The sequence below is a fragment of the Streptococcus infantis genome (genome assembly GCF_047464615.1).
Lineage (GTDB): Bacteria > Bacillota > Bacilli > Lactobacillales > Streptococcaceae > Streptococcus > Streptococcus infantis_Y.
In genome coordinates, this window is record NZ_JASHBO010000009.1 from 1 (window position 1) to 21,785 (window position 21,785).

The window sequence follows — 21,785 nt, forward strand, 5'->3', positions numbered from 1 at the left end:
TATAGTCAGGTTTTTCTTTGTGAAACATAGGGAACACCTCACAACTCTTCTTACCTCTATTATACGACTTTACACAAAGAAAAGCCCTTAGAAACTTGACTTCCAAGGACTTTGTCTTCAATCTGAGAGCTTAAAAGCTCTTTTTTTTACTTTAAAGGCTCTTTTTCTACCATTTATCAAGTATATCAAGGGCTTTAAGTAAAAAAAGAGATAAGACAGTAGCTATTCTGAGGTTACTGTCTTATTTTTACCACTTATTGATCCATAAAAGGGCATGCTAAAAAAAACACCTCATCTGGTATTTTTTGAAACAAGATGTTATATAGTCATTTATAGTTGATTGAAATAAGATGTGAACAAAGAGGTTAGGAAAGTCAAATTAATTTCTAAAAATGTTTTAGAATCTATATTGTAGTACTCTAAGTTCAATCCACTATAGTTTTAAAAAAGCGCTCTAAACATTCATAAACATTTGGAACTTCCCTCAATAAATCCGTCACTTTCTTTTTCAAGATAGCCCAAGCTTGCTCGATGGGATTCAAATCTGGTGAATACGGTGGTAGAGGTAAGAAAAAGTGTTTATCTTGGACGCAAAGCTCATCCAAAATGTTCTTGGGATGAAAACTAGCATTGTCCATAACAATGACATGAGGTGTCTTCAAAGCAGGTGGAAGTTGCGTTTTGAACCACTTCACAGAGAAGTCGCTCGTCATACTTTCCTTGTAAATCATAGGAGCTATAAACTCTCCGTCTACTTGTTCTGCAACAATTGAAGTCCGCTCAAAACGCCGTCCGCTAATCTTTTCATAGACTTTCTCTCCTCTAGGAGCCCGTGCATGAGGACGATAGAGGTAGCGGTCGATTCCTGTTTCGTCAATATATACGACTGGTAAATCTTTTAGGTTATTCAAAATATCAAGAAACTCAGCGACTTTCTCTGGATCTTGTTCCTTAAAGCTAGTCGTCTTTTTTTAAAGTGACCTTAATCTGCTTTAAAGCTGCCCATACTGAAGGAACAGCACAATCAAAATGTGCCGCAATTTCCCGTAAGAAAGAGTCTGGATGAGCCTCTACAAAGGCTTTCAATTCCTCTAAAGGAATCTTTCGGCTTTTGGCGACTCGCTTTTTCCGCTCTAAGTGCCCTTGTTCACGTAATTTCTTTTCCCACGTGAAGAGAGTTCTGACGCCAACGTCAAAAACTTTGGCTGTCTCGACATGGCTGTGTCCTTCTTTGATGTAATCTAATGCTCCTTGTTTAAAATCTGTACTATATGCCATAGCTTTATTCTAACATGTATTTTATAAACTAAGTGACTATATCAAGTGGTTTAACCCACCAAAAAACGACCTAAAAAATGAGTCAAAAAACCCCTCAAAAAGTCCCGAAAACCGCTTGACAAAAGCATTCGGGGGGAGGTATACTATTAGTGACAACACAAATTTTTAAGGAGATTATACTGATGAAATCAACAGGTATTAAAGATGTTATGACAAAAACCGTCGCAGCTGCGACAACTCTAATGGCTGGTTTGGGTGTAGCGACAAACGTCCATGCCGACGGTGTGACTACACCCAGCCAACCTGAAACACAAGTAAACCAAGACAAGGCGGCTGTCACTCAAGCTGATGTCACAGAAGCCAAAACAAGTCTTGATACGGCTAATGAAGCTGTAAGCCATCAAGAAGCAACGGTTCAAGCCCAAGCAAAAGAGGCAGATAGTGCTCAAGTGACTTATGATGAAGCTAGTCAAGCTACAAACGAAGCCCGAGCACTGGTAGACCAAGCAACGCCAGAAGCTATTTCTGGAGCAACAGCTGATGTCACAGCGGCTCAAAACAAAGTGTCACAAGCTGAAGACTTACAGGCACAAGCTGAAAGCAATCAAGCAACGGCAGAAACAGCAGTTGCCAACCAAACTCAAACGGTTAGTCAGGCACAAGATCAAGTGACGACATCACAAGCTGCTGTAGATGCTGCTCAAAAAGATGTCAATGATAAACAAGCTATTTTGGATGGTACAGGTCAAGCCGAAGTTATTGCTAATCGTGATAATGCTCAAGCAGCGGTTAACACTGCACAAGATCACGTTTCCCAAGCAGAGTCTGATTTAACAAAAGCTCAAACAGCAGATGCTAATCGTCAGCAAGCGATTGACAACGCTCAACAAGCGGTTGATGCAGCCAATCAAACTGTTACGTCAACAAAAGCAGATTTAGATGCTAAGACAGCTCAAGCTCATCAAACACAAGCTATTGAAGACGCCAAACAAGCCGATGTTGCTACAGCGCAAAAAGATGTCAATGATAAACAAGCCATCTTAGATGGCACAGGTCAAAAAGCTATCTTGGACGAAGCTGAAGCTGCAAAAAATGATGAAGCCAGTAAACAAGCTCATTTGTCAGAAGCTAAAACAGCGTTGCAAAAAGCGCAAGAGGCGGATGCTAACCGTCAACAAGCGATTGACAAAGCTCAAAAAGACGTTGATGCGGCAAGCAAAAACGTTTCTACAGCAAAATCAGATTTAGATGCTAAAACAGCTAAAGCTCAACAGACAGCACAAGCTTTAACGGATGCTCAATTCGCATACAAAACAGCTGAAAACGACTATAAAGCGATTAATACAATTACAATGTCTGACGAATATGCAAAAGCTCTTAAAGATGCCTATGATTATTCGTTAACAAAAGAGCAACGTGATGTAGCGCTTAATACTTTAGCTAGCTTAGCTAAATCAGAAGATTCTAAGAATAAATTTATTCATAATGAAAATGACAAAAAACAATCGTTTGATATTAATCATGTAACTGCTGAACAAGCTAAAGAGCTTTCTCTTTTTGCGGCTGATTTAATTAATCAAGCCCGTAAACTAGTTGGTACAACACCAGTTGCAGTAACAGCAGAATCAGCTATCGAAGCCCAAAAGCACGCAAACTATTATGCGACAACAGATATGAAGATGTGGACGTTTAATCATGATACGTCTGATTTAGATGCTAAATATGGATGGGTTGATGAAGATTGGGCAGGTAATTATTTTAATACTTCTAGTTGGGCGAATCCAACTGAATTGGGGAAAGAAACAATGGATGATGCTAAGTATTATGTTTATGATGCTATTAGACGTTGGATTTTCGCACCAGATGAGTGGTTTCATGCATCAAGTGTTGTAGGAACACGTAACGCTACCACTGGAGAGAATTATATTGGTGTAGGTTTATCTCGCTTAAAAGATGGAACTTTAAGTCTTAGTCTGAATATTTTCAATACAGATTCTTCAGATTTGTCACAGTTTGATAAAACACCACTTCCTAATCCAAACTCAAGCGACAATATCATTGCAACATATAACACAGCTAAAGCTGATTTAGAAGCTAAAACAGCAACTAATAACAGTGTGCAATCAGCTTTAAGCGCTGCTCAAAATAATTACAATAACGCAGTTGCTATTAACACTAAGGCTCAACAAGTTTTAGATGAAGCACAATCAGTGGCTGTTCAAACTCCGACTGCTCAAGCTAATCTTACTTTAGCAGAGAAAGCTTTAACTAAAGCACAAGAACGTTTAACAAAAGCAACTCAAGCAGTAGATGCTTTAAATGCTGATATTAAAGCGAAACAAGCAGCCTTAACTTCTGCTAAAGCAGTGCTAGCAACTACCCAATCAGAATTAGCCCAAGCACAAGCTAATAATAAAGTAGCTCAAGAAGCTAAAATGACTGCTCAAACAGCCTACGATAATGCAGTATCACAATTGTCATCAGTTAGTGCAAACTTGACCCAAGCACAATCAGTGGCTGTTCAAACTCCGACTGCTCAAGCAAACTTGTCGTCTGCTAAAGCCACATTGATCCAAGCACAAGAAAATCTTGTTAAAGCTCAACAGGCAGTGGATGATTTAAGTGCTGATATTACCGTTAAGCAAGCTAATTTAGTAGCTGCTAAAGAAGTTCTTGCTTCCAAACAAGCAGATTTAACAGCTAAACAAGATGTGCTTACCCAATCTAAAGCTCGTTTAGCTAGCCTGCAAGCCGACTTGCTAATGGCTCAAGAAAATGTAGTGACTGCGAAAGCTAATGTGGATAAAGCAAAAGCTATTTTAGGTGAAGCTCAAGTAACCTTAGCTAATCTAAAAAATGCACCACAATTACTGAAAGAAGCACAAGCTAAGAAAGCAATCGCAAAAGCAAACTTGTTAGATGCTCTGGATAGTTTAGAGGCAGAATTGCTAAAACTAAAAGATTTACAAGTTAAACAAGTAGCGGCGCAAGCTGTTTATGATACGACTTCAAAAGCTTATCAAAACGTCCTTGAGGCACAAGAAAAAGAACGTCTTCAAGCTGAATACGATAGCTTAGTGGCACAAGGGAAACAACCAATTCCGGTTGTGAATGAAACAGGTAAAATTACAGGATACACCGTTTTAGCTCCAGAAGTTCCTCAATCTGCTTCAAAAGCACAAGGAGAGGTAGTTACAGCAGCTAAGAAAGCAGAAGCGAAGGAATTGCCTAATACAGGTACAGAAGCACATGCAGGCCTAGCAACACTTGGACTTCTTGGAGCCCTTGGCGGATTTGGACTTCTTTCTCGCAAGAAAAAAGAAGACTAAAAACTGAAAGTTTTGGCTATCTATCAACTGTAAATGATTGAAAAAAGCTAAGCTCGAGAAAGGACAAATTTCGTCCTTTCTTTTTTGATATTCAGAGCGATAAAAATCCGTTTTTTGAAGTTTTCAAAGTTCCGAAAACCAAAGGCATTTCGTTTGATGAGTTTAATGAGATTATTAGTTGCTTCCAATTTTCTCTTTGTCCTTAAGAAATGTCTTAAAGACAGTCTGAAAAAGAGGATAAACCTTTTTTAGATTGTCCTCAATAAGTCCAAAAAATTTGTCTGACTCCTTATTCTGAAAGTGAAAAAGCAAGAGCTGATAGACATTGTAGTGGTGTTTCAAAGCTTTTGAATAGCTCAAAAGATTGCTTAGAATCTCTTTGTTCGTTAAGTGCATACGAAAAGTAGGACGATAAAATTATTTATCGTTGAGTCTACGACTATCCTGTTGGATAAGTTTCCAGTAACGCTTGATAGCCTTGTATTGATGGGATTTTCTATCGAATTGGTTCATAATTTGGACACGAACCCGACTCATAGCTCAGCTAAGATGTTGGAGTAAAACAGTCCAGTGGACTGTTTTAGCCTGAGTCTAGAAATATAAAAACGAAGGGTGAAAGCAATCCGACACCATTTTAGAGTACGGGAGTGAAACAGTCTGGGAGACTGTTTCAGCCTGAGCCTAGAAATTCGAAAGCGAAGCTGTTTAGCTAAGTCATAGTAAGGGCTAAACATATCCATAGTAATGATTTTCACCTGATAGCGAACAGCTCTATCGTAGCGAAGAAAGTGATTGCGGATGATAGCCTGTGTTCTCCCCTCAAGGACAGTGATGATATTGAGATTGTCAAAATCTTGAGAAATGAAACTCATCTTCATCTCCCGATTGAAACAGTCACTCCCCTGACTGTTTCAACGTCCCAAGACATAATCTCAGGAAGGCGATCATGCTTAAAACGGAAGTCATTGAGCTTGCGAATGACAGTTGAAGTTGAAATGGAAAGCTGATGGGCAATGTCAGTCATAGAAGCCTATTCAATCAACTTTTGAGCAATTTTTTGGTTGATAATACGAGGGATTTGGTGATTTTTCTTGACGAGAGAAATCTCAGCGACCATCATTTTTGAGCACTGATAGCACTTGAATCGACGCTTTCTAAGAAGAATTCTGGTAGGCATACCAGTCGTCTCAAGGTAAGGAATCTTAGACGGTTTTTGAAAGTCATATTTCTTCATTTGATTTCCGCAATCAGGACGAGGTGGAGCCTCATAATCCAGTTTAGCGATGATTCCTTTGTGGGTATCCCTATTGATGATATCCATAAATTGGATATTAGGGTCTTTGATATCGAGCAGTTTTGTGATAAAATGTAATTGTTCCATAGGATTCTTTCTAATGATGGTTTGGTTGCTTTTCATTATAGGTCATATGGGACTTTTTTTCTACAACAAAATAGGCTCCATAATATCTATAGGGGATTTACCCACTACAAATATTATAGAGCCTATAATATGCGTTTTATCATAGACAGATCTATTTCATTTTCTACTATAGTTGATTGAAATAAGATATGAACAAATAGGTTAGGAAAGTCAAAACAATGTCTAATAAATGTTTTAGAATCCATGGCATACTACTCTAAGTTCAATCCACTATAAAATTAAGTTTTTAACTAGCCTCTGAATGATTACTGAAGATTAACCTTGTTTTTCAAGATATAGTAAGTACCGAGGTAGAATCCAGCAATTAGGATTAAATCCGTAAAGATTTCAAATGTAAGCATCATATTGAAATTAGTATCTATGCGAAGGTTGAGACCGACAAAACCGAGCACGATCTGGATAACAATATAGGCTAAAACCGCGAGTGCTGTGCGGTATTCATTGAAAAGTTGTCCGATAGAGATTGCCAAGTAGATGCAGAGGATTCCTGAAACTGTGCTGAGGATATATGAAATCAGAGATAAGCCGATACTGTCTAGGTACTGTTGGAACAAGTCTTTGAAAGCAAGGAAATTAACAGAATTAGGCTCAATGATCACAAGAATGATATAAATGCTCAGAACCAAGACTGCTGAACTGATCAGAGACCAAATGAAGGCCCCCAAGAGTTTGGCTAGGATAATCTGGTGTTCGGAAACTGGCAAGGTCAAAGTGAGATAACCTTGTCGGTCATAGACACTTCCCTTGAAGCGACGGATGATCAAAATCAAGGTTGAAATCCCAAGCGTAATCATCAAGCCACCAAACACGAGTGCTAGAAAAATAAGTAGAATAGGTTGACTTTCTTTGATGGGTAGATTGTTATAGGTCTTTGCTTGAATTCCGATAAGACCAGAAAGTGCTAACACAGCACCATAGAGAGCTAAATACCATTTGTTAACATTTTTAAATTCATAACGAACTAAATTCCAAAACATAATAATCTCCTTTAACTAGGCTTTGAATTCATGACGGAAGAGTTGGTCGATAGACTCTCCAGACTCATAGCGAATATCATCAACATTTCCTTGACGGACGACTTTTCCGTCCTTGAGGAAGACAATCTCATCCAAGATTGGTTCTATGTCTGAAATCAAGTGAGTTGAAATCAAGACAGTCGAAGTTGGAGAGTAGTTGTTGATGATGGTGTTCAAGATATAGTCACGAGCTGCTGGGTCTACACCCCCGATTGGTTCATCAAGCACATATAGACGAGCATCGCGACTCATGACAAGGATCAACTGAACCTTTTCTTTGTTCCCTTTTGAGAGTTTCTTGAAACGGCTGTTTTCATCAATGCCAAGATCACGAAGGAGACCTTGAGCACGTTCCAGATTAAAATCTTGGTAGAAGGTCTTGAAATAAGTGAGAGCTTCTTTGACCTTCATCTGTTCGTTGAGGTAGGTCGTATCAGGGAGATAAGAAACAATTGCTTTAGTTGCTGGACATGGTTCCATGTCGTTGATAAGGACACGACCTTCCTCTGGTTGTAGCAAGCCGTTGATTAGTTTAATCAAGGTTGTTTTTCCAGAACCGTTTGGTCCAAGGAGGCCAACGATTTTTCCAGCTGGAATTTCAAGGGAAACATTTGTAAGAGCAGGACTTGCTCCATAGGATTTTGACACATTTTCAAATGCTAACAAGGTCATAGTTTAAACTCCTTCAATATAATCTCTCAAAACAGTCGGTAGTTCTTCTTTTTCATAGCCGAATTCTACCATGCCTGTTACAAACTGTTGTAACTGTTCTTCTGACAGTTGCTTACGGGATTGGAGGATCAAGTCCAAGTCCTCTGTGACAAAGCGTCCAGATGTCCGCTTGGTATAAACGAAGCCTTCTCTTTCCAAGTCCGATAGGGCACGCTGGATGGTGTTGGGATTGACCCCTGCCTCGCTTGCTAATTCTCTAACGGTTGGAAGCTGTTGATTGGGCTCGAGTTTATGGGAAATAATCTGCAATTTGATTTTCTCCATAATCTGCACATAAATGGGTTTATTGTTATCAAATGTCCAAGACATCACGATCTCCTTTCTATTTGCCTTTGTGTTAATTCAATAATACAACAAAACAAAAAACTTGTCAAGCCAAAAGGAGAATTATTTTGGGAATCTCTTAAAAAATGGTATAATGAAAAGAAAACGACAAGGAGGGAAAGGCATGCGTTGTCCAAAATGTGGCGCTACAAAATCAAGTGTAATCGATAGTCGCCAGGCTGAAGAAGGAAATACAATCAGAAGAAGACGTGAGTGTGAAGAGTGTCAGCATCGTTTTACAACCTATGAACGTGTTGAAGAGAGAACACTAGTTGTGGTCAAAAAAGATGGTACACGGGAACAATTTTCAAGAGATAAAATCTTTAACGGGATTATTCGTTCAGCCCAGAAACGTCCAGTGTCTAGTGATGAAATTGGCATGGTGGTCAATCGCATCGAACAAAAACTCCGTAGTCGCAATGAAAATGAAATTCAGAGTGAGGTTATTGGCTCTTTGGTTATGGAAGAGTTGGCAGAGTTAGATGAGATTACTTATGTACGTTTTGCCAGTGTTTACCGTAGCTTTAAGGATGTGAGTGAGCTTGAAAGCCTACTCCAGCAGATTACACAATCCTCTAAAAAGAAAAAGGAAAAATAAATGAAGCCAAATGACCGTTTTTCTTTTGTAAAGAATAATCGGGTGTCGCAAGATACCTCATCAATGGTGCAGTGCTACCTCCCGATTATCGGTCAGGAGGCGCTGAGCCTCTATCTTTATGCTGTGACTTTTTGGGATGGTGGTCAAAAGGAACATCTCTTTGCAGCCATGCTCAATCATCTGAATTTTGGGATGGGTACCCTTTTAAAGGCTTTTAAAACTCTGACAGCTATGAAATTGGTGACCCTCTATCAGCAGGGGGAGGCCTATAACTTGTTACTCCATTCTCCCTTATCAACTCAAGAATTTTTACAACATACAGTTTATCGGACCTTATTAGAAAAAATGATTGGGGATAGTGCGGTTGCAGCCATGAGACAGGAAGGTGTTGAAGGGGAACCTATCTCAGTGGCCTTGAGTCAAATCTTTCCTCAGTTATCTGAGTCTGCGAGTCAAGAAACCTCTAGCAGTCAGCCAGCAGCAGATGATTTTGATTTGGAGCATTTCCGTCAGCTCATGGCTCGTGACGGTCTTCGTTTTCAAGATGAGACTTCGGATGTTTTGGCCTTGTTTGCAATAGCAGACGAGCAGAAGTGGACCTGGTTTGAGACTTATCAAGTAGCCAAAGCGACAGCAGTGTCGCAAGTGATTTCTGTCAAACGCATCCGTGAAAAGATAGCGCAAAAGCCTGTGAATTCTGACTTTAGTCCCAAGGAAGCAACTATTATTCGAGAGGCTAAGAGAAAGACAGCCTTACAGTTCCTTGCTGAAATCAAGCAGACCCGCAAAGGAAGTATTACCCAGACTGAACGGGACCTGCTCCAGCAGATGGCAGCCTTGGGTTTGCTGGATGAAGTGATTAATGTTATCTTGCTCCTGACCTTTAATAAGGTTGATTCAGCCAATATCAATGAAAAATACGCCATGAAGGTGGCTAATGACTACGCCTATCAAAATATCCGTAGTGCCGAGGAGGCTGTCCTCCGTATTCGTGAACGTGGCCAAAAAGCAAAAACGCAAAAGCAGAATCAGACTGCCCCAGCAAAAACCAATGTGCCTAAATGGAGCAATCCCGAATATAAGAATGAAACTAGCGAAGAAACTCGCTTAGAACTAGAACGTAAGAAAAAAGAAATGTTAGCTCGATTAGAAAAAGGAGGAGACTAGATGGAAAGTGTCGGAGACGTACTCAAGCGTCAACCAAGCCGATTTCAGTATCAGGATTTGGTCCAGCAAATTGTGAAAGACCCTGATGTTGTAGCCTTTATCCAGAAAGAATCTCTCAGTCAGGAGGAGTTGAACCGAAGTATTTCCAAGTTTAACCAATACATCACTGAGAGAGAGAAGTTCCTCCGAGGAGATACAGACTATATCGCGCGTGGCTACAAGCCTATCCTAGTCATGAACCATGGCTATGCAGATGTCTCTTATGAAGAGACTCCGGAGCTCATCGCGGCAGAAAAAGAAGCGGCGATTAAAAACCGTCTCAAGCTAATCAATCTTCCAGCTAGTCTTAAAAAAGCTAGCCTAGCTCAAGTAGACTTGGATGATTTGGGGCGCTTGTCCGTTTTTGAAAAGCTCCTAGCCTTTGTGGAGCAATATCCAGCTATTCGAAAAGGTCTGTACTTATATGGAGACTTTGGTGTGGGTAAAAGTTTCATGGTAGCTGCCCTAGCTCATGATTTGTCAGAAAAACGTGGCGTTTCATCAACTCTCCTCCACTATCCTAGCTTTGTCATCGATGTTAAAAATGCCATCGGTAATGGCAATGTTAAGAACTTGGTGGACGAGATTAAGCTGGCTGAGGTCTTGATTTTAGATGATATTGGTGCCGAGCAATCAACAGCTTGGGTGCGTGACGAGATCTTGCAGGTCATTCTCCAATATAGAATGCAGGAAAATTTACCGACCTTTTTCACCTCCAACTTCAACTTTGAAGATTTGGAGCTGCATTTCGCTAAAGGGAAACATGGGAATGACGAAACCTGGGAAGCTAGACGGGTCATGGAACGCATCCGTTATTTAGCAGAGGAAACCAGACTTGAAGGAGAAAACCGCCGATGACAGAAACAATCAAATTAATGAAGGCTCATACTTCAGTGCGTAGATTTAAGAAGCAAGAGATTCCCCAAGCAGATTTAAATACCATTTTGACAGCTGCCCAAATGGCTTCTTCTTGGAAAAATTTCCAATCTTACTCTGTCATCCTTGTCAGAAGTCAAGAAAAGAAGGATGCATTATTTGAGTTAGTTCCTCAAGAAGCGATTCGCCAGTCTGCAGCCTTTCTCCTCTTTGTCGGTGACCTAAACCGTGCAGAAAAAGGGGCCCGTCTTCATACGGATGTTTTCCAACCTCAAGGGGTGGAAGGACTCCTCATCACTTCAGTAGATGCTGCGCTTGCTGGGCAAAATACCTTGCTTGCGGCAGAAAGCCTAGGCTACGGAGGAGTGACCATCGGTTTGGTGCGTTACAAGTCTGTTGAGTTAGCAGAATTGTTCAAGCTTCCTGACTATACCTATCCAGTCTTTGGGATTGCACTCGGTGTGCCAAATCAAAAGCATGATGTAAAACCAAGATTGCCATTAGAGCATGTTGTCTTTGAGGAAGAATACCAAGAACAGTCAACTGAGGCAATTGAAGCCTATGACCGTGTACAGACTAAATATGCAGGTGCGCGTGCGACTACAACTTGGAGTCAACGTTTGGCAGAGCAATTCGGCAATCCAGAACCAAGCTCGACTCGAGAAAATCTTGAGCAGAAGAAGTTATTGTAGAAAGTGAGAAAACATGGCCTTACCAACTGTTGCCATTGTGGGACGTCCCAATGTTGGGAAATCAACCCTATTTAACCGTATCGCGGGAGAGCGCATTTCAATCGTAGAAGATGTTGAAGGTGTAACGCGAGATCGTATCTATGCCACAGGTGAGTGGCTTAACCGTTCTTTTAGTATGATTGATACTGGGGGGATCGATGATGTCGATGCGCCTTTCATGGAACAAATCAAGCACCAGGCAGAAATTGCCATGGAAGAAGCAGATGTTATCGTCTTTGTCGTGTCAGGTAAAGAAGGAATTACAGATGCAGACGAATACGTTGCCCGTAAACTTTATAAAACTCATAAACCAGTTATCCTAGCCGTTAACAAGGTTGACAATCCAGAGATGCGAAATGATATCTATGATTTCTATGCTCTAGGTTTGGGCGAACCACTACCGATTTCATCTGTTCATGGTATTGGAACAGGGGATGTGCTGGATGCCATTGTGGAAAATCTCCCACATGAAGTTGAAGAAGAAAATCCAGATGTTATTAAATTCAGCTTGATTGGACGTCCAAATGTCGGAAAATCTAGCTTGATCAATGCCATTTTGGGAGAAGATCGCGTCATTGCTAGCCCTGTCGCTGGTACTACTCGTGATGCCATTGATACCCATTTTACAGATGCTGACGGTCAAGAGTTTACCATGATTGATACGGCTGGTATGCGTAAGTCAGGTAAAGTCTATGAAAATACTGAGAAATACTCGGTTATGCGTGCTATGCGTGCCATTGACCGTTCAGATGTAGTCTTGATGGTCCTCAATGCCGAGGAAGGTATTCGTGAGTATGACAAGCGTATCGCTGGATTTGCCCACGAAGCTGGTAAAGGGATGATTATCGTGGTCAATAAGTGGGATACCCTTGAAAAAGATAACCACACCATGAAAAACTGGGAAGAGGATATCCGTGAGCAGTTCCAATATTTGCCTTACGCACCGATTATCTTTGTTTCAGCTTTGACCAAGCAACGTCTCCACAAGTTACCTGAGATGATTAAGCAAATCAGCGAGAGTCAAAATACCCGTATTCCATCAGCTGTCTTGAATGATGTGATTATGGATGCTATTGCTATCAACCCAACACCGACAGATAAAGGGAAACGCCTCAAGATTTTCTATGCGACTCAAGTGGCAACCAAACCACCAACCTTTGTTATCTTTGTCAACGAAGAAGAGCTCATGCACTTCTCTTACTTGCGTTTCTTGGAAAATCAAATCCGCAAGGCCTTTGTTTTTGAAGGAACACCAATCCATCTCATCGCAAGAAAACGCAAATAAAAAAGTAGAATCTGGAAGGACATTTCCAGATTTTTTGCTATAATAAAATAAGGAACGCGTTGGAGAGGTAAGGAGATGGAAAAACTATTAAAATTCTTGATTTTGGCACCCTACTTTTACTTTTTTCGTTGGCAAGGGAAGGTACAGCCAGGAAGTAAGTACTTTTCTGTCTTTTACTATTTTTATTGGTTTTATATGCCTCTAGCAGCCTTGTTTAGTCTAGTTTTCACTCTTTTTTCGCTAGTCTTATTTAACTTTATTTTACAAGAACCAAGTGATCTTGCTAGATGGATGATCTGGCTACTTTTAGTCCTTTTATCCTTAGTCAATGACTGGAAAATCTATGCTTGTCTAAAATTTATGAATAAGCTGCGATTGGAAAAGAAGAAATCCAGTCTTCCTTGAAAGAAATAGGCAAACTTGTATCTGATAGAAAATGATGGTCAATTTTTCATGGAAAAACTAGCTAGAAGCATTAATGAAGAAAACTAGCCTCGGAATAGGAATTTTAAGGGAACTAATCACCTTGGTTAGCCCTTTTTTCGTCCTAAGGGAAAACGGAATATTTCTTGAAAAAAATGGGCAAATATGCTACAATAAAAAGAACATTCTAAAATATTCAGAATTTAAAGTAAGGAAAAAAATGGCAAATTTATTAAAATCAATCATCGAAAATGATAAAGGAGAGATTCGTCGTCTGGAGAAGATGGCTGATAAAGTCCTCAAATATGAAGATGAAATGGCTGCGTTAACAGACGAGCAATTGCAAGCAAAAACAGAAGAATTCAAACAACGCTATCAAAATGGTGAGACTCTTGACCAACTTTTGTATGAGGCGTTTGCTGTTGTACGCGAGGGAGCTAAGCGTGTTCTTGGTCTTTTCCCGTATAAGGTTCAGGTTATGGGGGGGATCGTTCTTCACCATGGTGACGTTCCTGAGATGCGTACTGGTGAGGGGAAAACCTTGACAGCGACTATGCCTGTATACCTCAATGCTCTTTCAGGTAAAGGGGTTCACGTAGTTACGGTCAATGAATACCTTTCTGAACGTGATGCGACTGAGATGGGTGAATTGTACTCATGGCTTGGCTTGTCAGTAGGGATCAACTTGGCGGCCAAATCTCCAATGGAGAAAAAAGAAGCCTATGAGTGTGATATCACTTACTCAACCAACTCAGAAATCGGATTTGACTACCTCCGTGATAACATGGTCGTTCGTGCGGAGAATATGGTTCAACGTCCACTCAACTACGCCTTGGTCGATGAGGTCGACTCAATCTTGATCGACGAAGCTCGTACTCCTTTGATCGTTTCAGGAGCCAATGCAGTTGAAACTAGTCAACTCTACCATATGGCTGACCATTTTGTGAAGTCTTTGGATAAGGATGACTATATCATTGATATCCAGTCTAAGACCATTGGTTTGTCTGATTCTGGTATTGACAAGGCAGAAAGCTACTTCAATCTAAGCAACCTCTACGATATTGAAAATGTTGCTCTGACTCACTTTATCGATAACGCCCTTCGTGCCAACTACATCATGCTTCTTGACATTGACTATGTGGTTAGCGAAGAGCAAGAAATCTTGATTGTCGACCAATTTACTGGTCGTACCATGGAAGGTCGTCGTTATTCTGATGGCTTGCACCAAGCGATTGAAGCTAAAGAAGGTGTGCCAATCCAGGACGAAACCAAGACCTCAGCTTCTATTACCTACCAAAACCTCTTCCGTATGTACAAGAAATTGTCAGGTATGACAGGTACAGGTAAGACTGAGGAAGAAGAATTCCGCGAAATCTACAATATTCGTGTTATTCCTATCCCAACAAACCGTCCAGTTCAACGTATTGACCATCCAGACGTACTTTATGCTAGTCTTGAAGCTAAATTTAAGGCTGTTGTCGAAGATGTAAAAGCTCGCTACCAAAAAGGTCAACCAGTCTTGGTAGGTACTGTTGCAGTTGAAACTAGTGATTATATTTCTAAAAAATTGGTAGCTGCAGGTGTTCCTCACGAAGTATTGAATGCCAAGAACCACTACAAAGAAGCTCAAATCATCATGAATGCTGGCCAACGTGGTGCAGTTACAATCGCGACCAACATGGCCGGTCGTGGTACTGATATTAAGCTTGGTGAAGGTGTTCGTGAACTTGGCGGACTTTGTGTCATTGGTACAGAACGCCATGAAAGTCGTCGTATCGATAACCAGCTTCGTGGACGTTCAGGACGTCAAGGGGACCCAGGGGAGTCACAATTCTACCTTTCTCTTGAAGATGATTTGATGAAACGCTTCGGTTCAGAGCGCTTGAAGGGAGTCTTTGAACGTCTCAATATGTCAGACGAAGCGATCAAATCTCGTATGTTGACACGTCAGGTTGAAGCAGCACAAAAACGTGTTGAAGGAAACAACTACGATACCCGTAAACAAGTCCTTCAATACGATGATGTCATGCGTGAGCAACGTGAGATTATCTACTCGCAACGTTACGATGTCATCACTGCTGATCGCGACTTAGCTCCTGAGATTCATGCGATGATGAAACGAACCATTAATCGTGTTGTTGATAATCATGCGCGTGCTAAACAAAATGAAAAACTAGAAGCTATCTTGAATTTTGCAAGATACAACTTGCTTCCAGAAGATTCAATTTCACTTTCAGACCTAGAAGGTTTGTCAGACCAAGCGATCAAAGATGAACTAAACCAACGTGCCTTGAAAGTCTACGATAGCCAAGTTGCTAAGCTTCGTGATGAGGAAGCCGTCAAAGAATTCCAAAAAGTCTTGATCCTACGTGTTGTAGATAACAAGTGGACAGACCATATCGATGCTCTTGATCAGTTGCGTAATGCTGTTGGCCTCCGTGGTTATGCTCAGAATAACCCAGTCGTTGAGTATCAAGCAGAAGGTTTCCGTATGTTTAATGATATGATTGGTTCCATTGAGTTTGATGTGACTCGTTTGATGATGAAAGCACAAATTCATGAACAAGAGCGTCCACAAGCAGAGCGTCATATCAGTACGACAGCTACTCGTAATATCGCTGCGCAACAGGCTGAGCTTCCTGCAGATTTGGATCTTAGCCAAGTTAAGCGTAATGACTTGTGTCCATGTGGTTCTGGTAAGAAATTTAAAAATTGTCACGGTAAACGACGTTAAGAATGACTAATTTTCAGGCGGATGCCTAGTGAAAAGTGAATTTTCGCTTGGCGTCCGTTTGCTTTATAAGGAGGATGAATCATGGTATTTACAGCCAAAAGCCCTAAAATTAATATTGAAGAAGTTCGTAGTTTGTCTAAATTAGAAGGACAAGCACTTGCCAATAAACAACAACGCGATCAAGAACTTGAAGCGATTATTCGTGGTGAAGATAAACGCATTTTGTTAGTGATTGGTCCGTGTTCATCTGACAATGAAGAAGCAGTTCTTGAGTATGCCAAGCGTTTGGCAAAATTACAAGAAGAAGTCAAAGACCGTGTCTTTATGGTGATGCGCGTCTACACTGCTAAACCACGTACTAATGGTGATGGCTATAAGGGCTTGATTCACCAACCAAATGCCAAAGAAGCGCCGAGCCTTATCAATGGGATCAAGGCGGTTCGTCATTTGCACTATCGTGTCATTTCTGAAACAGGAATGACCACAGCGGATGAGATGTTGTATCCAGAAAATCTTCCCTTGGTAGATGATCTCATTTCCTACATGGCAGTTGGGGCTCGTTCTGTCGAAGACCAGCAACACCGTTTTGTAGCTAGTGGAGCAGATTTTTCAACTGGCTTTAAAAATCCAACATCTGGCAATCTCAATGTCATGTTTAATGGGATTTATGCGGCACAAAATAAGCAGAGCTTCCTTTTCTTGGGGAAAGAAGTAGAGACGACTGGAAATCCACTCTCTCATGCTATTCTTCGTGGAGCCCTTAACGAATACGGGAAAAACATTCCTAACTACTACTATGATAATTTGATGGATACCATTGCCCAGTATGAAAAGATGGGCCTTGAAAATCCATTTATCATCATTGATACCAACCATGACAACTCAGGCAAGCAATATATGGATCAGATTCGCATCGTTCGTCAGACCTTGATTAACCGTGACTGGAATGAAAAGATTAAAAAATATGTTCGTGGTTTCATGATTGAGTCTTATCTAGAAGACGGTCGTCAAAATGAACCAGAGGTCTTTGGAAAATCTATCACCGATCCATGTCTAGGATGGGAAAATACTGAAGCTCTTGTTCGCGAAATTTACCAAAGACTAGGAGAATAATATGGCATTTATTGAAAAAGGTCAAGAAATCGATATTGAAGCGATTAAGGCGGAAACACAGTTATCTGCAAAAGCCTTGCAACATAAGGAAAGCCGTGACCAAGAACTAGCAGACATCCTTTCAGGAAAGGATGACCGAATCTTGTTGGTCATTGGACCTTGTTCATCTGACAATGAAGAAGCAGTTCTTGAGTATGCTCGCCGTTTGGCAGACTTGCAGAAGAAAGTTGCGGATAAGATTTTCATGGTCATGCGTGTTTACACAGCCAAGCCACGCACCAATGGAGATGGCTACAAGGGTTTGGTTCATCAGCCAGATACTTCTAAAGCACCAAGTTTGATTAATGGTTTGCAGGCTGTACGTCAGCTTCATTATCGTGTTATTACAGAAACTGGATTGACTACAGCAGATGAAATGCTTTATCCATCCAATCTAGTTTTAGTTGACGACTTGGTGAGCTACCATGCCGTGGGTGCGCGTTCAGTGGAAGACCAAGAACACCGTTTTGTAGCTTCAGGGATTGATGCACCAGTGGGGATGAAAAATCCAACCTCTGGAAATCTGTCTGTTATGTTTAATGCCATCTATGCTGCACAAAACAAGCAAACATTTCTTTACCATGGACAAGAAGTTGAGACTTCAGGGAATCCCCTAGCTCACGTTATCCTTCGTGGAGCTATGAATGAATATGGGAAAAATGAACCAAACTTCTACTATGAAACTCTCTTAAATGCTATCGGGCGTTACGAGTCTATGGGGCTTGAAAATCCCTTTATCATGATTGATACCAACCATGATAATTCAGGGAAACAATATATGGAGCAAGTTCGAATTGTTCGCCAAGCACTGCTCAACCGTGACTGGAATGAAAAGATTAAGAAAACAGTTCGAGGTTTCATGATTGAATCCTACTTGGCAGATGGTCGCCAAAATCAACCAGAAATCTTTGGTTGCTCTATTACAGACCCATGTCTAGGATGGGAAAACACAGTTGCCTTGGTAGAAGAAATTTATACTACCTTAACAAAATAAGTGAAAAGGATGGAGTTGGGGGTATCTCAACTCCTTTTGACGAAAATGATAGTTGGACACGGAATTGATATCGAAGAATTAGCTTCCATACAAAATGCAGTTGAAAAAAGAAAATGTTTTGCCCAGCGTGTCTTGACAGACAAGGAAATGGAGCGCTTTTCCAGTCTCAAGGGTCGAAGACAGGTCGAGTATTTGGCTGGTCGTTGGTCAGCTAAAGAAGCCTTTTCAAAGGCTATGGGAACGGGAATTGGGAAATTAGGTTTTCAGGACTTGGAAGTCTTGAACAATGAGAGAGGAGCCCCCTACTTCAGTAAATCCCCGTTTTCAGGAAAAGTGTGGCTATCGATCAGCCATACAGATCAGTTTGTGACAGCTAGTGTTATTTTGGAGGAAGATTATGAAAACTAGTCCACATAGACCAACTAAGGCCCTCATCGATCTGGGTGCTATTCGCTACAATATCCAACAAATGGGTGCGCATATTCCCAAAGATACCCTAAAATGGGCGGTTGTGAAAGCCAATGCATACGGACACGGAGCGGTAGCTGTTGCTACGGCTATCCAGGATGATGTCAATGGTTTTTGCGTTTCTAATATCGATGAAGCCATCGAGCTTCGTCAGGCAGGAATTTCTAAGAAGATTCTCATTTTGGGAGTATCTGAGGTTGAATCTCTTTCATTGGCTAAGCAGTATGCGATTACCTTGACAGTGGCTGGATTGGAATGGATTGAGAATCTCCTTGCTACTGATTCAGATTTATCAGGCTTAACCGTTCACCTTAAAATTGACTCAGGTATGGGACGAATTGGTTTTAGAAGTGCAAGCGAGGCAGCACAAGCTCAAACTTTACTCAAGGGACATGGAGCAAATGTTGAGGGAATCTTTACGCACTTTGCAACTGCTGATGAAGAGTCGGATAGTTACTTTAATCAACAGTTAGAATGCTTTAAGGGAATCCTAGCTGACTTGCAAGAAGTACCAGAACTAGTCCATGCGAGTAACTCAGCAACGACTCTATGGCATGCAGAAACGATTTTCAATGCGGTTCGCATGGGAGATTCCATGTATGGTCTCAATCCAAGCGGACAAGTTTTAGAATTGCCTTATGAACTAAAACCAGCCTTAACTTTGGAAACAGCCATCGTTCATATCAAAACAGTAGAGGCTGGTGCTTGTATGGGTTACGGAGCAACTTATCAGGCAGACGGTGAGCAAGTCATTGCAACGCTACCAATCGGTTATGCTGATGGTTGGACAAGAGACATGCAGAATTTCTCAGTTCTGGTGGATGGACAATTGTGCCCTATCGTAGGGCGGGTATCTATGGACCAGATCACGGTTCGTTTGCATAAGCTGTATCCATTAGGTACCAAGGTAACTTTGATTGGTGCAGACGGTGATCAAGAAATTACTGCAACAGATGTAGCAGTCTACAGAGGAACTATCAATTATGAGGTGGTTTGCCTCCTCAGTGATCGAGTTCCGAGAGAATATCATTAAAAGAAAGAAGGAAAGGAGAAGAGCATGAATTTACATCAACCCTTGCATGTCTTGCCTGGCGTGGGACCAAAATCAGCAGAGAAATATGCCAAACTAGGAATTGAAAACCTGCAAGATCTCTTGCTCTACTTTCCTTTCCGTTATGAAGATTTTAAGACCAAGCAGGTGCTAGAGCTAGAAGACGGTGAAAAGGCTGTCCTATCTGGTCAGGTAGTAACACCAGCTAGTGTTCAGTATTATGGTTTTAAGCGCAATCGCCTACGCTTTAGCCTCAAGCAGGGAGAAGTTGTGTTTTCAGTGAACTTCTTTAACCAACCCTACCTGGCTGACAAGATTGAGCTAGGAGCGACTCTAGCCGTTTTTGGTAAGTGGGATCGCGCCAAGGCTAGTCTCACAGGGATGAAGGTTTTAGCCCAAGTGGAGGACGACCTTCAACCTGTCTATCGTCTCGCACAAGGAGTTAGTCAAGCAAGCCTTGTTAAGGTCATTAAAACCGCCTTTGATCAGGGGCTAGATCTCTTAATAGAGGAAAATCTCCCTCAGTCCTTGCTAGATAAATACAAACTCATGTCTCGCTGTCAGGCTGTTCGTGCCATGCATTTTCCTAAGAATTTGGCAGAATACAAGCAGGCTCTCCGTCGAATCAAGTTTGAGGAACTTTTCTATTTCCAAATGCAATTACAGACCCTCAAGTCTGAGAATAAGATTCACGGAAGTGGTCTGGTCCTGAATTGGTCCCAGGAAAAACTAACTGCGGTTAAAGAAAATTTGCCTTTTGCTTTGACCCAAGCACAAGAAAAGAGCCTGCAAGAAATCCTGACGGATATGAAGTCGGACCATCATATGAATCGACTCTTGCAAGGGGATGTTGGTAGTGGGAAAACAGTGGTGGCAGGTCTAGCGATGTACGCAGCCGTAACGGCTGGTTATCAGGCTGCCCTCATGGTTCCAACAGAGATTCTTGCAGAGCAACATTTTGAAAGTCTAGAAAGTCTCTTTCCTGATTTGAAACTGGCTCTCTTAACAGGTTCATTAAAAGCTGCAGAAAAACGCACGGTTTTGGAAACTATTGCCAAGGGCGAGGTCGATGTTATTATCGGAACTCATGCTCTGATTCAAGATGGGGTAGACTATGCTAAACTCGGTTTGATTATCATCGACGAGCAACACCGTTTTGGTGTGGGACAAAGACGTATTTTACGTGAAAAAGGAGAAAATCCAGATGTCCTCATGATGACGGCGACGCCGATTCCACGAACCTTAGCCATCACCGCCTTTGGGGATATGGATGTTTCTATTATTGACCAGATGCCAGCAGGACGAAAACCGATCGTAACTCGCTGGATCAAGCATGAGCAACTGCCCCAGGTCCTGACTTGGCTGGAGGGTGAGATTCAAAAAGGCTCCCAAGCCTATGTAATCTCTCCTTTGATTGAAGAATCTGAAGCCTTGGATTTGAAAAATGCTATCGCTTTGTCAGAAGAGTTGACGGCTCATTTTGCAGGAAAAGCAAAAGTTGCTCTCTTACACGGTAAGATGAAGAGTGATGAAAAAGATCAGATTATGCAGGAGTTCAAAGAGAGAAAGACTGATATTCTGGTTTCGACAACGGTTATCGAGGTTGGGGTAAATGTGCCAAATGCGACCGTCATGATTATCATGGATGCTGATCGTTTTGGCCTTAGTCAGCTTCATCAGCTTAGAGGTCGCGTCGGTCGGGGAGACAAACAGTCCTATGCGGTTCTTGTAGCTAATCCTAAAACGGACTCAGGTAAAGAGCGTATGCGTATCATGACAGAAACGATCAATGGTTTTGTCCTTGCGGAGGAAGATTTGAAAATGCGCGGTTCGGGTGAGATTTTTGGAACCAGACAGTCAGGTCTACCAGAGTTTCAAGTGGCTGATATTATCGAGGACTTCCCAATACTTGAGGAAGCACGTAAGGTAGCTAGTTATATCAGCTCCCTTCCTAACTGGCAGGAGGACCCAGAGTGGCATATGATTGCCCTAAATCTAGAAAAGAAAGAACATTTAGATTAAGCTTTCTCTAAGAAAATCTTAAGTTTGCTTTTAGGGTTATTGCCTATACTAGAGTCATCAAAAAGAAACGAGGACTCTCACATGACAATGACGATTAAAGTAAATTACCAAAAAACGTTTCAACA

The 21,785-nt window shown here is 41.3% G+C and carries 15 protein-coding genes and 2 pseudogenes; 12 read left to right on the plus strand and 5 right to left on the minus strand.

Annotation, left to right across the window (positions count from 1 at the left end; all coding sequences use genetic code 11):
- Nucleotides 1-425 precede the first annotated feature (425 nt).
- Nucleotides 426-1,278 (minus strand): annotated as a pseudogene (locus tag QM450_RS06295) (IS630 family transposase).
- 182 nt (nucleotides 1,279-1,460) lie between these two features.
- Here QM450_RS06295 and QM450_RS06300 point away from each other — a divergent pair.
- Nucleotides 1,461-4,607 (plus strand): SEC10/PgrA surface exclusion domain-containing protein, encoded by a 3,147-nt coding sequence (locus QM450_RS06300; protein ID WP_414320018.1) that lies wholly within the window; start codon nucleotides 1,461-1,463, stop codon nucleotides 4,605-4,607.
- A 47-nt stretch (nucleotides 4,608-4,654) separates the two neighbouring features.
- On the opposite strand, the pseudogene QM450_RS06305 reads toward QM450_RS06300, so the two are convergent.
- The 4 genes and pseudogenes from QM450_RS06305 to QM450_RS06320 form a co-directional block, all read right to left on the minus strand.
- Nucleotides 4,655-5,988 (minus strand): annotated as a pseudogene (locus QM450_RS06305) (transposase).
- Nucleotides 5,989-6,293: 305 nt separating this feature from the next.
- Nucleotides 6,294-7,025, minus strand: coding sequence for a hypothetical protein (locus tag QM450_RS06310; protein ID WP_414315733.1), 732 nt, complete (start codon nucleotides 7,023-7,025; stop codon nucleotides 6,294-6,296).
- A 15-nt stretch (nucleotides 7,026-7,040) separates the two neighbouring features.
- Nucleotides 7,041-7,736 (minus strand): ABC transporter ATP-binding protein, encoded by a 696-nt coding sequence (locus tag QM450_RS06315; RefSeq protein ID WP_414320019.1) that lies wholly within the window; start codon nucleotides 7,734-7,736, stop codon nucleotides 7,041-7,043.
- A 3-nt stretch (nucleotides 7,737-7,739) separates the two neighbouring features.
- A complete protein-coding gene (locus tag QM450_RS06320) occupies nucleotides 7,740-8,105 on the minus strand; it encodes a GntR family transcriptional regulator (RefSeq protein WP_248035513.1) in 366 nt (121 codons plus the stop codon).
- Nucleotides 8,106-8,244: 139 nt separating this feature from the next.
- Between QM450_RS06320 and nrdR the strand changes: the two genes are divergently transcribed.
- The 11 genes from nrdR to recG all read left to right on the plus strand — a co-directional run bounded on the left by nrdR (nucleotide 8,245) and on the right by recG (nucleotide 21,660).
- Nucleotides 8,245-8,718: a transcriptional regulator NrdR gene (gene nrdR, locus QM450_RS06325; RefSeq protein WP_001203674.1), complete on the plus strand. Its 474-nt coding sequence runs from the start codon at nucleotides 8,245-8,247 to the stop codon at nucleotides 8,716-8,718.
- A complete protein-coding gene (locus tag QM450_RS06330; protein WP_414320020.1) occupies nucleotides 8,719-9,885 on the plus strand; it encodes a DnaD domain protein in 1,167 nt (388 codons plus the stop codon).
- Entirely contained in the window at nucleotides 9,886-10,782 is an 897-nt protein-coding gene (dnaI, locus tag QM450_RS06335) for a primosomal protein DnaI (RefSeq protein ID WP_414320021.1), read from the plus strand.
- Nucleotides 10,779-11,492 carry an NADPH-dependent oxidoreductase gene (locus QM450_RS06340; RefSeq protein ID WP_414320022.1) on the plus strand — a complete coding sequence of 238 codons (714 nt, stop codon included), beginning with the start codon at nucleotides 10,779-10,781 and terminating at the stop codon, nucleotides 11,490-11,492. The genes dnaI and QM450_RS06340 overlap by 4 nt, the downstream gene beginning before the upstream one ends.
- 13 nt (nucleotides 11,493-11,505) lie before the next feature.
- On the plus strand, nucleotides 11,506-12,816 hold the full coding sequence (gene der / locus QM450_RS06345) for a ribosome biogenesis GTPase Der (RefSeq protein ID WP_045762664.1): 1,311 nt from the start codon (nucleotides 11,506-11,508) through the stop codon (nucleotides 12,814-12,816).
- A gap of 643 nt (nucleotides 12,817-13,459) precedes the next feature.
- On the plus strand, nucleotides 13,460-15,973 hold the full coding sequence (gene secA, locus QM450_RS06350) for a preprotein translocase subunit SecA (RefSeq protein WP_414320023.1): 2,514 nt from the start codon (nucleotides 13,460-13,462) through the stop codon (nucleotides 15,971-15,973).
- A gap of 81 nt (nucleotides 15,974-16,054) precedes the next feature.
- Nucleotides 16,055-17,086: a 3-deoxy-7-phosphoheptulonate synthase gene (locus tag QM450_RS06355; protein WP_414320024.1), complete on the plus strand. Its 1,032-nt coding sequence runs from the start codon at nucleotides 16,055-16,057 to the stop codon at nucleotides 17,084-17,086.
- A 1-nt stretch (nucleotide 17,087) separates the two neighbouring features.
- Entirely contained in the window at nucleotides 17,088-18,119 is a 1,032-nt protein-coding gene (locus QM450_RS06360) for a 3-deoxy-7-phosphoheptulonate synthase (protein ID WP_061863833.1), read from the plus strand.
- A gap of 45 nt (nucleotides 18,120-18,164) precedes the next feature.
- Nucleotides 18,165-18,527 carry a holo-ACP synthase gene (gene acpS / locus QM450_RS06365; RefSeq protein WP_315640904.1) on the plus strand — a complete coding sequence of 121 codons (363 nt, stop codon included), beginning with the start codon at nucleotides 18,165-18,167 and terminating at the stop codon, nucleotides 18,525-18,527.
- Complete coding sequence (gene alr / locus QM450_RS06370) at nucleotides 18,517-19,620, plus strand: alanine racemase (protein ID WP_315640736.1); 1,104 nt, start codon at nucleotides 18,517-18,519, stop codon at nucleotides 19,618-19,620. The genes acpS and alr overlap by 11 nt, the downstream gene beginning before the upstream one ends.
- A gap of 24 nt (nucleotides 19,621-19,644) precedes the next feature.
- On the plus strand, nucleotides 19,645-21,660 hold the full coding sequence (recG, locus tag QM450_RS06375; protein ID WP_414320025.1) for an ATP-dependent DNA helicase RecG: 2,016 nt from the start codon (nucleotides 19,645-19,647) through the stop codon (nucleotides 21,658-21,660).
- Nucleotides 21,661-21,785: the final 125 nt, after the last annotated feature.